Origin of the sequence: Streptomyces sp. NPDC006430 (assembly GCF_040612395.1) — a bacterium.
In the GTDB taxonomy this organism is placed as follows: domain Bacteria; phylum Actinomycetota; class Actinomycetes; order Streptomycetales; family Streptomycetaceae; genus Streptomyces.
The window spans coordinates 1-13,952 of the sequence record NZ_JBEXQA010000037.1 but is presented as its reverse complement, the minus strand read 5'-3'; the positions used below and the strand labels follow the sequence as shown (position 1 = coordinate 13,952).

The 13,952-nt window shown below is 69.5% G+C and carries 12 protein-coding genes; 9 read left to right on the top strand and 3 right to left on the bottom strand.

Annotated features, from left to right (window positions below; translation table 11 throughout):
- Positions 1-16: 16 nt before the first annotated feature.
- Together ABZZ20_RS32115 and ABZZ20_RS32110 are read left to right on the top strand one after the other, a co-directional pair.
- The gene (locus tag ABZZ20_RS32115; protein WP_356875720.1) at positions 17-1,456 is read left to right on the top strand and encodes a gamma-aminobutyraldehyde dehydrogenase; all 1,440 of its coding nucleotides are present in this window, start codon (positions 17-19) and stop codon (positions 1,454-1,456) included.
- 105 nt (positions 1,457-1,561) lie between these two features.
- On the top strand, positions 1,562-2,740 hold the full coding sequence (locus tag ABZZ20_RS32110) for a spermidine/putrescine ABC transporter substrate-binding protein (protein WP_356875718.1): 1,179 nt from the start codon (positions 1,562-1,564) through the stop codon (positions 2,738-2,740).
- 142 nt (positions 2,741-2,882) lie between these two features.
- On the opposite strand, the gene ABZZ20_RS32105 is transcribed toward ABZZ20_RS32110, so the two are convergent.
- Both ABZZ20_RS32105 and ABZZ20_RS32100 read right to left on the bottom strand, forming a co-directional pair.
- The gene (locus ABZZ20_RS32105) at positions 2,883-3,599 is read right to left on the bottom strand and encodes a glycerophosphodiester phosphodiesterase (RefSeq protein WP_356875716.1); all 717 of its coding nucleotides are present in this window, start codon (positions 3,597-3,599) and stop codon (positions 2,883-2,885) included.
- Between the two features lie 22 nt (positions 3,600-3,621).
- Entirely contained in the window at positions 3,622-4,647 is a 1,026-nt protein-coding gene (locus ABZZ20_RS32100; RefSeq protein ID WP_356875714.1) for an adenosine deaminase, read from the bottom strand.
- A gap of 110 nt (positions 4,648-4,757) precedes the next feature.
- Here ABZZ20_RS32100 and ABZZ20_RS32095 point away from each other — a divergent pair, with 110 nt between their 5' ends.
- On the top strand, positions 4,758-5,492 hold the full coding sequence (locus tag ABZZ20_RS32095; protein WP_356875712.1) for a DUF4190 domain-containing protein: 735 nt from the start codon (positions 4,758-4,760) through the stop codon (positions 5,490-5,492).
- 105 nt (positions 5,493-5,597) lie between these two features.
- On the opposite strand, the gene ABZZ20_RS32090 is transcribed toward ABZZ20_RS32095, so the two are convergent.
- On the bottom strand, positions 5,598-6,197 hold the full coding sequence (locus ABZZ20_RS32090) for an NADAR family protein (protein WP_356875710.1): 600 nt from the start codon (positions 6,195-6,197) through the stop codon (positions 5,598-5,600).
- A gap of 182 nt (positions 6,198-6,379) precedes the next feature.
- Between ABZZ20_RS32090 and ABZZ20_RS32085 the strand changes: the two genes are divergently transcribed.
- The 6 genes from ABZZ20_RS32085 (at position 6,380) to ABZZ20_RS32060 (ending at position 13,620) form a co-directional block, all read left to right on the top strand.
- A complete protein-coding gene (locus ABZZ20_RS32085; RefSeq protein ID WP_356875708.1) occupies positions 6,380-7,897 on the top strand; it encodes a gamma-aminobutyraldehyde dehydrogenase in 1,518 nt (505 codons plus the stop codon).
- A 75-nt stretch (positions 7,898-7,972) separates the two neighbouring features.
- Positions 7,973-9,223 (top strand): spermidine/putrescine ABC transporter substrate-binding protein, encoded by a 1,251-nt coding sequence (locus tag ABZZ20_RS32080; protein ID WP_356875706.1) that lies wholly within the window; start codon positions 7,973-7,975, stop codon positions 9,221-9,223.
- A gap of 67 nt (positions 9,224-9,290) precedes the next feature.
- A complete protein-coding gene (locus tag ABZZ20_RS32075; RefSeq protein WP_356875704.1) occupies positions 9,291-10,460 on the top strand; it encodes an ABC transporter ATP-binding protein in 1,170 nt (389 codons plus the stop codon).
- Entirely contained in the window at positions 10,457-11,386 is a 930-nt protein-coding gene (locus ABZZ20_RS32070) for an ABC transporter permease (protein WP_356875703.1), read from the top strand. The genes ABZZ20_RS32075 and ABZZ20_RS32070 overlap by 4 nt, the downstream gene beginning before the upstream one ends.
- A complete protein-coding gene (locus ABZZ20_RS32065) occupies positions 11,386-12,180 on the top strand; it encodes an ABC transporter permease (RefSeq protein WP_356875701.1) in 795 nt (264 codons plus the stop codon). The genes ABZZ20_RS32070 and ABZZ20_RS32065 overlap by 1 nt, the downstream gene beginning before the upstream one ends.
- Before the next feature lie 21 nt (positions 12,181-12,201).
- Positions 12,202-13,620 carry an FAD-dependent oxidoreductase gene (locus ABZZ20_RS32060; RefSeq protein ID WP_356875699.1) on the top strand — a complete coding sequence of 473 codons (1,419 nt, stop codon included), beginning with the start codon at positions 12,202-12,204 and terminating at the stop codon, positions 13,618-13,620.
- The last annotated feature ends 332 nt before the right edge of the window (positions 13,621-13,952 follow it).

Here is a 13,952-nt window from a genome sequence, read left to right as displayed (position 1 = left end):
CAGGAGTGTGGCTGTAGTGACCACCGAACTGCGTCGTCTGCGCAACTACATCGGCGGAGAGTTCAAGGACGCCGCCGACGGGCGGACCACCGAGGTGGTCAACCCCGCCACCGGCGAGGTGTACGCCACCGCCCCGCTCTCCGGCCAGGCCGACGTGGACGCCGCCATGGCGGCGGCCGCGGCCGCCTTCCCGGGTTGGCGCGACACCACCCCCTCCGAGCGCCAGAAGGCCCTGCTCAAGATCGCGGACGCCTTCGAGGCGCGCGCGGACGAGCTCGTCGCCGCGGAGTCGGAGAACACCGGCAAGCCGGTGGGCCTCACGGCCAGCGAGGAACTGCCGCCGATGGTGGACCAGATCCGTTTCTTCGCGGGCGCCGCCCGGCTGCTTGAGGGCCGCTCGGCCGGTGAGTACATGGAAGGGATGACCTCGATCATCCGCCGTGAGCCGGTCGGCGTCTGCGCCCAGGTCGCGCCGTGGAACTACCCGATGATGATGGCCGTGTGGAAGTTCGCCCCGGCCATCGCGGCGGGCAACACCGTGGTGCTCAAGCCCTCGGACACCACCCCGGCCTCCACCGTCCTGATGGCCGAGATCATCGACTCGATCCTGCCCAAGGGCGTCTTCAACGTCATCTGCGGCGACCGCGAGACCGGCAAGGCCATGGTCGAGCACTCCACCCCGGCGATGGCCTCCATCACGGGCTCGGTGCGCGCGGGCATGCAGGTCGCCGAGAGCGCCTCGAAGGACGTCAAGCGCGTCCACCTGGAGCTCGGCGGCAAGGCCCCGGTCGTGGTCTTCGAGGACGCCGACATCGCCAAGGCCGTCGAGGACATCGCGGTCGCCGGCTACTTCAATGCCGGTCAGGACTGCACCGCCGCGACCCGCGTGCTCGTGCACGAGTCGATCCACGACGAGTTCGTGGCCGCCCTCGCCAAGGCTGCGACCGACACCAAGACCGGCCAGCCGGACGACGAGGACGTGCTGTACGGCCCGCTGAACAACCCGAACCAGCTCAAGCAGGTCGCGGGCTTCATCGAGCGCCTCCCGGCGCACGCCAAGGTCGAGGCGGGTGGCCACCAGGTCGGCGAGAAGGGCTACTTCTACGCCCCGACCGTGGTCTCCGGCCTCAAGCAGGACGACGAGATCATCCAGAACGAGGTCTTCGGCCCGGTCATCACCGTCCAGTCCTTCACGGACGAGGCCCAGGCCCTGGAGTACGCGAACGGCGTCGAGTTCGCCCTCGCCTCCTCCGTGTGGACCAAGGACCACGGCCGTGCGATGCGGATGTCCAAGAACCTCGACTTCGGCTGCGTGTGGATCAACACCCACATCCCGCTCGTCGCCGAGATGCCCCACGGCGGCTTCAAGAAGTCCGGTTACGGCAAGGACCTCTCCGCCTACGGCTTCGAGGACTACACGCGCATCAAGCACGTGATGACCTCGCTCGACGGCTGAACGGTCCCCGCGATGATCACATTGATCATTGAAGGAGAGTGAGAGGGCGGGCGGTAGACAATGTGTCTATTGCCCGCCCTCTTCCTGTTCCCCGAGGCTTTACCCATGCCTGAACTCGCTTTCACCCGCCGTGCGGTGCTGCGCGGCCTCGGTGCCGCAGGCTCGTTCGCGGCCCTCACCGGCTGCGGTGTGCCGGCCGCGTACGTCCCCGACGGCCGGCGGGGAGGCCCGGACCGCTCCGACCGGGACCGGAGCGTGACCTTCTCCAACTGGCCGCTGTACATCGACACCGACGACCAGGACGAGCAGCGCCGCCCCACGTTGGACGCCTTCTCCGAGAAGACCGGCATCGAGGTCCGGTACACCGAGGAGATCAACGACAACGACGAGTTCTTCGGCAAGGTCAGCCCGGCCCTGATGAACCACCAGGAGACGGGCCAGGACCTGGTGGTGGTCAGCGACTGGATGGCCGCCCGCTTCGTCCGCCTGGGCTGGACTCAGAAGATGGACCGGGCGAAGCAGTCCAACGTGGCCGTGCACCTGGACCCGCAGCTGCGTGCGCCCGCCTTCGACGAGGGACGCCTGCACACCGTCCCGTGGCAGTCGGGCATCACCGGCATCGCCTACAACCGCAAGGCGCTGGGCCGGGAGATCCAGTCCGTCAGCGACCTGTGGCACCCGGACCTGGCCGGCAAGGTCACCCTCTTCTCCGGTCTGAACGAGTCCTTCGCCCTCCTGATGCAGGGCAACGGAGTGGACGTCACCCGGTGGACCGAGAGCGACTTCCACCGGATGTGCGACCAGGTGGAGAGCATGGTGAAGAAGAAGCACATCCGCCGCTTCACCGGCAACGACTACACCTCCGATCTGAGCAAGGGGGACGTCCTGGCCTGCCAGGCGTACTCCGGCGATGCCATCCAGCTCCAGGCCGACAACCCCGACATCGAGTTCGTGGTCCCGCAGGAGGGGGCCGAGCTCTGGGCGGAGAGCCTGCTCATCCCCAACCTGGCCCGGCACAAGGCCAACGCCGAGGCCCTCATCGACTACTACTACGCTCCGGAGGTGGCCGCGAAGCTTGCCGCCGCCGTCAACTACGTCTGCCCGGTGCCGGCCGCCCGTGAAGTCCTGGCCGGCTCCGACGACAAGGAGACCGCCCAACTGGCCGAGAACCCGCTGATCTTCCCCGACGAGGAGATGCGCAAGCGGCTCGTCGTGGCCCGGGACATCTCTACGGCCGAGCGCCGGTCCCTCGCCCCGCGCTGGAACGCCCTCGTCGGTTTGTGAGGTCGAGGGCGCGAAGGACGAAGCGCGCAGCGAGCTGTACTGGGCCAACTCGCGGCTGTCCCACGCCTAGTTGCACGTCTGTAGCCCCATCCGGGGAATCCCCTTCGTGGCATGGGCGCGCCGGATCCGTCCCCCAGGCGCATCACCGGCCGGGGCGACCGGGGCGACCGAGCTCGGACCGCACCCGGGCCAGCGCGTCCAACCGGTTGGTGGTGACGGCGTCCACTCCGGCCGCGATCAGCCTGCGCATCGTGCACGTGGTGTCCGCGGTCCACGCCGACACGAGCAGACCCTCCTCGTGGAGTGCGTCCGTCAGCTCCCGGTCGACGAGCCCGAAGCGGTAGTTCAGCCAGCGCGGACCCACGGCGTCGATCAGGACTCGGCGCGGCGGCGCCAGCGTGGTCCAGGTCAGTGCGATCTCGGCACCCGGATCGGCGGCGCGTACGGCCAACATGGTGTCCGGACCCGCGCAGTAGTACGTACGGTCGCGCGCCCCGCACTCCCGGACCTGGCCGACGACCCTCCGTACGGACTCGGGCGTCGCACCCGGCAGGTCGATCATCACCCGGCCCGCACCCGCCGCGGTCAGGGCTTCGCGCAGGGTCGGTACCCCACCCCCCGTCAACTCCCGCAGCTGCGGCGCCGTGACGGCGTCGAGGCGCACGTCATGGCCCCACAGCCGCTGGAGCGTGTCGTCGTGCAGGAGGACGGCTTCCCCGTCGCGGGTCAGCCGTACGTCGATCTCCACCGCGTCCGCCCCGCGGGCGAAGGCCGAGCGGATCGAGGGCAGGGTGTTCTCGCGGACCCGGTAGGGGTCGCCGCGGTGGCCTACGGCCGTCAGGGTGCGCATGGCTGCCATTGTGGGTGTTCCCGGCGGTCCGTCAGCGCGCCAGCCAGGCGGAGGTGTACGTGTCGATCTCCGCGGTGATCCGCGCCTTGCCGGCCCCGTCCAGGAAAGAGGCCTCGACCGCGTTCTTCGCCAACCGGGCGAGCCCCCGCTCGTCGAGGTCCAGGAGACGGGCGGCGACCGCGTACTCGTTGTTGAGGTCGGAACCGAACATCGGCGGGTCGTCGCTGTTGATGGTGACGAGCACGCCCGCCTGCACCATCTCCTTGACGGGGTGCCGGTCCAGATCGGTGACGGCGCGGGTGGCGATGTTGGAGGTCGGGCAGACCTCCAACGCGATGCGGTGCTCGGCCAGGTAGGCGAGGAGCTCGGGGTCCTGGGTGGCGCTCGTGCCGTGGCCGATGCGCTCGGCGCCCAGGTCGCGGATGGCGTCCCAGATGGTCTGCGGCCCGGTGGTCTCGCCGGCGTGCGGCACGCTGTGCAGGCCGGCGGCCCGGGCGGCGTCGAAGTACGGCTTGAACTGCGGGCGCGGAACGCCGATTTCCGGGCCGCCGAGGCCGAAGGAGACCAGCCCTTCCGGGCGCAGTTCGACGGCGAGGCGGGTGGTCTCGGCGGCGGCCTCCAGGCCGGCTTCGCCGGGGATGTCGAAGCACCAGCGCAGGATGACGCCGAGTTCGGACTCGGCGGCCTTGCGGGCGTCTTCGATGGCCTCCATGAAGGCCGTCTCCTCGATGCCGCGGCGGGTGGAGGAGAACGGAGTGATGGTCAGCTCGGCGTAACGGATGTTCTGCCGGGCCATGTCGCGGGCGACTTCGAAGGTGAGCGTACGGACGTCGTCGGGGGTGCGGACCAGGTCGACCACGGAGAGGTAGACCTCGATGAAGTGCGCGAAGTCGGTGAAGGTGAAGTAGTCGGCGAGGGCCTCGGGGTCGGTGGGGACCCTGGAGTCGGGGTGGCGGGCGGCGAGTTCGGCCACGATGCGCGGGGAGGCTGAGCCCACGTGGTGGACGTGGAGTTCCGCCTTGGGCAGCCCTGCGATGAAGGGGTTCAGGTCGAGCATGGACGAGCCTCCGGGAGGACGCGGGTGCGGACAGATCGGGCTTCATCGTAGGCAGCACCGGGGCTGTCATCGGCAGCGCATAGCATGGTTGTACGAGAGGGGGGCGCCGCATGACCGACCAGAGCCCCGAGCCGAGGGACCCGTGGGCGCCGCCGGAGCGGCCGGCGGTGGAACCGGGCAAGCAGCAGGGGGTACCGGGCGTGGCGGGGGTACACGACCAGCCGACGATCGCGGGCATGCCGGGAGCCGACGTGCCCCAGGCAGCGCCGATACCAGGGCCCGCGCCGATACCAGGGCCCGCGCCGATACCAGGGCCGGCCATGACGCCCGGGCCCGCGCCGATGCCCGGCCCGGCGCCCCTGCCCGGGCCCGCGCCCCTGCCCGGTCCGCCGCCCGCCTACGGCTATCCGGCCCAGCCGGACACCGGCGGCGGCTACGGGTATCCGACCCCGCCGCCCGGTGCACCCGCCTACGGTGGCTACCCCGGCTACGCCGGGTATCCGGGCCAGGGCGGGTACCCGCCCTACGTGCAGAAGAGCAACGGCTTCGGCATCACGGCGCTGGTGCTCGGGATCATCGCCGTGGTCAGCTGCTACTTGGGCATCCTGTTCGGCGTCCCGGCCGTCATCTTCGGCGTACTGGGCCGGGGCAAGGCCAAGCGCGGTGAGGCCGACAACGACGGGATGGCGCTGGCCGGCATCATCACGGGCGCGGTCGGCATCGTCATCGGCGGCCTCATGATCGCACTCGTCGTCGCCGGGGTGCTGCTCAGCGACCGGGGGAGCGACTCCGACTCCGACTACGCACCGCCGTTCAAGAACACGCAGGTCCACCACCGGGTCTGACCCGCCGGGCAGGCGTGCCGACGGGGCCGGGCCGGGGCTGTGATCGCCCGGCCCGGCCCCGTTCCCGTATCGTCGGGCGGCCCGCCCGGCCACCCCGTCGCGCACTCACGGCCGGGCGTCCGCGTCGTGCACGTCGCCTCCGAGATCGTCTCGGCCGGCGTCCGCGCGCAGCCGGTCCCGGGCTTCCATCAGGGCGAAGCCCAGCAGGTTCAGGCCGCGCCACTGCGCGGGGTCCAGGGCGCGATCGTCGTCCGGCGCCAGCCCGACGCCCCAGATGCGGTCCACCGGGCTCGCCTCCACCAGTACCCGGTCCCCGGTGGCCAGCAGGTACGCGCGCAGCTGCGGAGTGGACGCGAACTTGTGCACGCTGCCCTCCACCACCAGCGCGAACCGCTCCCGCACCCAGGTCGCCTCGTCGAAGCCGCGCACCAGCCGCCCGGCCTTCTTGGCCTCCGCGGGGGTCTTCGCCTCCAACGCGGCGCGCTCCGCCTCGGTGTCCTCGAACAGCCGGGCCTTCCCGGCCATCATCCAGTGCTCAGCCGTGGCGTATCGGACCTCACCTACTGTGAAGGAGGACGGCCACCACTGGCTCAGGCAGCTGGGTCCGAGCGTCCCGTCCGGGCGCGGCCGGTGCCCCCAGAACGGCAGGAACTTGACCCGCTCACCGCGGCTGACCTGCTCGATCAACGTGTCGATCATCTCCATACACGCGAGTCTGGCAGTCGCCACTGACACTTCGTACGGGTTTTGGGTTGTGCCTCGACACATGGTCGACCGATTCCGTCGCGTAATCAAAAGGCAACAACGGAATCACTTGGCGGTGGCGAACACCTCTGCCAGGATCGGCACTCAATTCGAGCTGAAGCTACGGAGAGCGTGAGAGCGTCATGGGTAATCGCTTCCAGGTCAAGGACCGCTTCGCAGACGGCGCCCAGTACATCGACGGGCAGCTCAGGCAGGGTACCTCCGGGCAGTCGCACACCGTCGTCGATCCGGCGACGGGCCAGGAGGTGCTCACGTACGAGCTCGCCTCCACCGCCGACGTCGACGAGGCCGTCGCCGCGGCCCGGCGGGCCTTCCCAGCCTGGTCCGCGGCCACCCCCGGCGAGCGCTCCGACGCCCTGCACCGGCTGGCGGCCGTACTGACCGAGCAGGCGGAGGACTTCGCGTACGCCGAATCCCTGCAGTGCGGGAAGCCGATCAAGCTGTCGACGGAGTTCGACGTACCGGGGACGATCGACAACACGGCCTTCTTCGCGGGCGCCGCGCGCCACCTCCAGGGGCAGGCCGCCGCCGAGTACTCCGGGGACCACACTTCCTACGTACGCCGCGAGGCCATCGGGGTCGTCGGCTCCATCGCACCCTGGAACTACCCGCTCCAGATGGCCGCATGGAAGATCCTTCCGGCCATCGCAGCGGGCAACACCATCGTCTTGAAGCCCGCCGAGCTGACCCCGCTGACCTCCCTGATGTTCGCCCAGGCGGCCAAGGACGCGGGCCTGCCCGACGGTGTGATCAACATCGTCACCGGCGCCGGCCGGGACGCGGGCGAGCACCTCGTCGGGCACCCGGACGTGGTCATGACCTCCTTCACCGGCTCCACCGCCGTCGGCAAGCGGGTCGCCGAGATCGCGACCGCCACCGTCAAGCGGCTCCACCTGGAGCTCGGCGGCAAGGCCCCCTTCCTCGTCTTCGACGACGCGGACCTGGAGGCCGCCGCGCACGGTGCGGTCGCCGCCTCGCTGATCAACACCGGCCAGGACTGCACCGCCGCCACCCGCGCGTACGTGCAACGCCCGCTCTACGACGCCTTCGTCGCCCGCGTCGCTGAGCTCATGGAGACCGTCCGCCTCGGGGACCCCTTCGACGCCGCCACCGACCTCGGCCCGCTGGTCTCGCACGCCCAGCGCGACCGCGTCGCCGGCTTCGTGGAGCGCGCCCGCGGCTACGCCACCGTCGTCACCGGCGGTGAGGTGCCGGACGGCGCGCTCGCCGGGGGCGCGTACTACCGGCCCACCCTGATTTCCGGCGCCGCCCAGGACAGCGAGGTCGTCCAGTCCGAGATCTTCGGCCCGGTCCTCGTCGCCCTACCCTTCGACACCGACGACGAGGGCATCGCGCTGGCCAACGACACCCCGTACGGACTCGCCGCCTCCGCCTGGAGCCGCGACGTCTACCGGGCGAACCGCGCCACCCGCGAGATCAAGGCGGGCTGCGTCTGGGTCAACGACCACATCCCGATCATCAGCGAAATGCCCCACGGGGGCTACAAGGCGAGCGGCTTCGGAAAGGACATGAGCGCCTACTCCTTCGAGGAGTACACGCAGGTCAAGCACGTGATGTACGACAACACGGCGGTAGCCGCCAAGGACTGGCACCGCACGATCTTCGGGGACCGCACCTGACCGTTCGCGGCGTCCGCCGCGTGGCAGCCAGCCGCCTGACCAGCGGCGCCACCCATTTCCGAAAGGGCACAGCGCATGGAGCAGTTCGAGCCCGACCGCCTCTCGGCGGCACAACTCGCCGCGATGCGGCGCAGCCTCACCAGTGGGCGCGGAGCCCTCACCCGCCGCTCGCTGCTGCGCGCCTCCGGTGTCGGAGCGCTCACCCTTGGCGGCCTGTCCGCCCTGTCGGCGTGCGGCATCCCGCCCGCCAAGCGCCAGGGTGACGCGGCTGCGGCGTCCGACGACCACTCGGCCCAGGAGAAGGAGATCAACTTCTCCAACTGGACCGAGTACATGGACACCAGCGAGGAAGACAAGACCCACCCCACGCTGGAGGAGTTCGCCAAGCGGACCGGGATCAAGGTCAAGTACACCGAGGACATCAACGACAACGTCGAGTTCTTCGGCAAGATCCGCCCGCAGTTGGCGGCCGGGCAGGACACCGGCCGCGACCTGATCGTGGTCACCGACTGGCTCGCCGCCCGCATCATCCGCCTCGGCTGGGCGCAGAAGCTGGACCCCGCCCACCTCCCGCACGCCTACGCCAACCTGATCCCGCAGTTCCGCACCCCGGACTGGGACCCGGGCCGCTCGTACAGCTACCCCTGGACCGGCATCGACACCGTCATCGCCTACAACGCCAAGGCCACCGACGGCAAGAAGGTCGACTCCGTCACCCAGCTGCTCGACGACCCCTCCCTCAAGGGTCGGGTCGGTTTCCTGACCGAAATGCGGGACACCGTCGGCATGACCCTGCTCGACCAGGGCAAGGACCCGGCGACCTTCACCACCGCCGACTACGACGCGGCCATCGGCCGGCTCCAGAAGGGCGTGGACACCAAGCAGATCCGCCGCTTCACGGGCAACGACTACACCTCGGACCTCGACAAGGGAGACCTCGCCGCTTGCCTGGCCTGGGCCGGTGACGTCATCCAGCTCCAGGCCGGCAACCCGGACATCAAGTACGCGATTCCGGCGCCCGGTTACATCACCTCCAGCGACAACCTGCTGGTGCCCGCCCACGCCCGGCACAAGGCCAACGCCGAGAAGCTCATCGACTTCTACTACGAGCCCCCGATCGCCGCCCAGCTGGCCGCGTTCATCAGCTACGTCTGCCCGGTCGAAGGCGTCCAGGAAGACCTTGCCAAGATCGACCCCGCGCTCGCGGAAAACCCCTTGATCATTCCGGACAAGGCGATGGCGGCCAAGGCCCACGCCTTCCGCTCCCTCAGCAGTGAGGAAGAGACCGCGTACGAAGAGAAGTTCGCCAAGCTCATCGGAGCCTGACGGACCACCGTGCCGGCACCCGCGCCCCGCACCCTTCCGACGACACCACCACCGAAGGCCGCGACCCATGACTGACAAGACCGCGGGCGGCGACGTCCGCCTCGCCGGGATCAGCAAGCACTACGGCACGTTCACCGCCGTGCACCCGCTGGATCTCACCATCCCCCAGGGCTCCTTCTTCGCCCTGCTCGGCGCCTCGGGCTGCGGGAAGACCACCACCCTGCGCATGATCGCCGGCCTGGAGGAGCCCTCCACCGGCACGGTCCACCTCGGCGAGCGCGAGGTCACCCAGCTGCCGCCGTACAAGCGCCCCGTCAACACGGTGTTCCAGAGCTATGCCCTGTTCCCGCACCTGAACATCTACGAGAACGTGGCCTTCGGGTTGCGTCGCCGCGGCATCAAGTCCGTCAAGAAGCAGGTCGAGGACATGCTGGAGCTCGTCGAGCTCGGCCAGTTCGCCCAGCGCAAACCCCACCAGCTCTCCGGCGGCCAGCAGCAGCGCGTGGCGGTCGCCCGCGCGCTCATCAACCACCCGCAGGTGCTGCTCCTCGACGAACCCCTCGGGGCCCTCGACCTCAAGCTGCGCCGCCAGATGCAGCTGGAGCTCAAGCGGATCCAGACGGAGGTCGGCATCACCTTCGTGCACGTCACGCACGACCAGGAGGAGGCCATGACCATGGCCGACACGGTCGCCGTGATGAACGGCGGGCGCGTCGAACAGCTGGGCGCCCCTGCCGAGCTGTACGAGAACCCGCGCACCACCTTCGTCGCCAACTTCCTCGGCACCTCGAACCTCATCGAGGCCGAGGTCGTCGAGGCCGGATCGGCCGACGTCGTCGTCTCCTGCGCCGACACGAAGCTCCGGCTGCCCGCGGCCCGCTGCTCGACCACGCCCAAGGCCGGCGGAAAACTGCTGGTCGGGGTGCGTCCCGAGAAGATCTCCCTGGTCCATGCGGACGCACAGGACACCATCGCGACCGGCCGCAACAAGGTCCACGGCCGGATCGTGCACACGTCCTTCATCGGGGTCTCGACCCAGTTCGTCATCGACAGCCCGGTCTGCTCCGAGCTGGAGGTGTACGTCCAGAACATCGAGCGCGACGCCCGCCTGGCCCCCGGCGCCGAGGTCGTCCTGCACTGGAACCCGGAGCACTCCTTCGGCCTCGACGCGGCCCAGTCCATGCTTGCAGGAACGATGGGCGACGCGGGCATCGAGACGGTCGAGGAGGGCGCATGACCGCCATCTCCGCGCCGCCCGAGGCCCCCACCGCCGTCGAACCCCCGGTCCACAGGGCGTCCCTGCGCAAGCGGCTGATCCCGTACTGGCTGCTGCTCCCCGGCATCCTGTGGCTGCTGGTCTTCTTCGTGCTGCCGATGGTCTACCAGGCCTCCACCTCGGTGCAGACCGGCTCCCTCGAAGAGGGCTTCCAGGTCACCTGGCACTTCCAGACGTACTGGGACGCACTGACCGAGTACTACCCCCAGTTCCTGCGTTCCCTGGTGTACGCCGGCACCGCGACCGTGCTGTGCCTGCTGCTCGGGTACCCGCTGGCCTACCTGATCGCCTTCAGGGCGGGCCGCTGGCGCAACATCCTGCTCGTGCTCGTCATTGCGCCGTTCTTCACCAGCTTCCTGATCCGCACCCTGGCCTGGAAGACGATCCTGGCCGACGGCGGCCCCGTGGTGGCCGTCCTCAACAAGATCGGCTTCCTGGACGTCACCAGCTGGCTCGGCCTCACCCAGGGCGACCGGGTGCTGGCCACGCCGCTGGCCGTGGTCTGCGGTCTGACGTACAACTTCCTCCCCTTCATGATCCTGCCGCTGTACACCTCGCTGGAGCGCATCGACACCCGCCTCCACGAGGCCGCGGGGGACCTGTACGCCCGCCCCTCCACCACCTTCCGCAAGGTGACCTTCCCGCTCTCCATGCCGGGCGTGGTCTCCGGAACCCTGCTCACCTTCATCCCGGCGAGCGGCGACTACGTCAACGCCGAGCTGCTCGGCTCCACCGACACCCGGATGATCGGCAACGTCATCCAGTCGCAGTACCTGCGGATCCTGGACTACCCGACGGCCGCCGCGCTGTCCTTCATCCTCATGGCCATCGTCCTGATCATGGTCACCATCTACATCCGCCGAGCGGGGACGGAGGACCTGGTCTGATGCATTGGCTCCGGCGCAATCTCGTCGTCATCTTCGGCCTCGGCACGCTCGCGTACATGATCCTGCCGAACGTCGTCGTGACGGTCTTCTCCTTCAACAACCCCACCGGGCGGTTCAACTACACCTGGCAGGGCTTCTCGCTGGACGCCTGGAAGGACCCCTGCGGCGTCGCCGACCTGTGCGGTTCCCTGTCTCTGTCGCTCCAGATCGCCGTGTGGGCCACCCTCGGTGCCACCGTCCTCGGTACGGCCATCGCCTTCGCGCTCGTCCGCTACCGCTTCCGGGCGCGCGGCGCGGTCAACTCGCTGATCTTCCTCCCGATGGCCATGCCCGAGATCGTGATGGCGGCCTCGCTGCTCGCGCTCTTCCTCAACATGGGCATCCAGCTGGGCTTCTGGACGATCCTGATCGCCCACGTCATGTTCTGCCTCAGCTTCGTCGTCGCCGCCGTCAAGGCGCGTGTCCTGTCCATGGACCCGCGGCTGGAGGAGGCCGCCCGCGACCTCTACGCGGGCCCGGTGCAGACCTTCGTACGGGTCACCCTGCCGATCGCGGCGCCGGGCATCGCGGCGGGTGCGCTGCTCTCCTTCGCGCTCTCCTTCGACGACTTCATCATCACCAACTTCAACTCGGGCAACACCGTCACCTTCCCCATGTTCGTGTGGGGATCAGCCCAGCGCGGTACGCCCGTACAGATCAACGTCATCGGCACGGCGATGTTCGTCATCGCGGTGCTGGTGGTCCTCGCCGGCCAGGTCGTCGGCAACCGCCGAAAGAACGCACAGCCCAAGTAACTCTGTAGGGAGTTGGAAGACATGGCCCCAGTCGCCATGCGAAGTGTTGCGAAATCCCTTTCCGAAGCACTGCCGGTCTCGTACTGGCTGGACGACCCCGGCAAGCCCGCCGCACGGCCGGCGCTGACCTCCGACGAGGCATGCGACCTGCTTGTCATCGGCGGCGGGTACAGCGGGTTGTGGACGGCGCTGATCGCCAAGGAACGTGATCCCGCCCGGGACGTGGTCCTGATCGAGTCGAAGGAGGCGGGCTGGGCCGCCTCCGGCCGCAACGGCGGCTTCTGCGCCGCCTCCCTCACGCACGGCCTCGCCAACGGCATGGCCCGCTGGCCCGCCGAGCTCGCCAAGCTGGAGGAGTTGGGCGCCCGCAACCTCGACGAGATCGAGGCCGCCATCGCGCGCTACGGAATCGACTGCGACTTCGAGCGCACCGGCGAGATCGACGTGGCCACCGAGCCCCACCAGGTCGAGGAGCTGCGCGAGCTGTACGAAGAGGCCCAGAAGCTGGGTCTGGCGGGCGGTTCGCGCTGGCTGGAACGTGACGAGCTGCGCGCCGAGGTCGACTCGCCGACGTTCCTCGCGGGCCTGTGGGACACCGACGGCGTGGCCATGCTCAACCCCGCCAAGCTCGCCTGGGGCCTGAAACAGGCCTGCCTGGGCCTCGGCGTGCGGATCTACGAGAACACCCGCGGGCTGTCGCTGGCCGCCTCCGGGGCCGGGATGGCCGTGCGCACCCCGTACGGGCGGATCTTCGCCCGGCGGGTGGCACTGGGCACGAACATCTTCCCCTCCCTGGTCAAGCGGCTCCGCCCGTTCACGGTCCCGGTGTACGACTACGCGCTGATGACCGAGCCACTGACCGCCGAGCAGCTGGAGGCCATCGGCTGGCGGGGCCGCCAGGGCCTGGGCGACAGCGCCAACCAGTTCCACTACTTCCGCATCACCCCGGAGAACCGCATCCTGTGGGGCGGCTACGACGCCATCTACCCCTACCGCGGCAAGCTCGACTCCGAGTACGACCACCGCCCCGAGACGTACCTGAAGCTCGCGCAGCACTTCTTCACCGCGTTCCCGCAGTTGGAGGGCATCAACTTCAGCCACGCCTGGGGAGGGGCCATCGACACCTGCTCGCGCTTCTCCGCGTTCTTCGGCACCGCCCACTCCGGGAAGGTCGCCTATGCGGCCGGATACACCGGACTCGGGGTCGGTGCCACCCGCTTCGGCGCCGACGTGATGCTGGACCTGCTCGACGGGGCCCGCACCGAGCGGACCGAGCTGGCGATGGTGAAGTCCAAGCCGATGCCGTTCCCGCCGGAGCCCTTCGCCTGGACCGGGATCACCCTCACGAAGTGGTCCCTGGCCCGGGCGGACGCCCGCGGGGGCCGTCGCAACCTGTGGCTGAGGACGCTCGACAAGTTCGGCCTGGGCTTCGACAGCTGACCGCTACGAACGGGTGCGCGCCGCGGTTCGTACCGCGGCGCGTGCCATGAGTCGTTTCACCAGCACGGGGTGGCGCAACCCGCGTCATCGCAGGGCCCGGTCGATCTACTGGGACCGCTTCGGCGGCCGGGAGTTCTCGAAGAATCGGCGCCCACTTCGGCGGCTGACCGGCGTCGCGCCGGAGTCTTCCGGGGCTCCGGCGCGACGGGTTCAGTCGCCCGAGTAACCGAGGGGGCTGACATTGATACTCGTAGCGGGTTCCGGTGGTCGTGGCTCAGGGTCTGACTGACGTCCTGCTGGACTGTCCTGCGACTGTTCTGTCCGGCTACCGG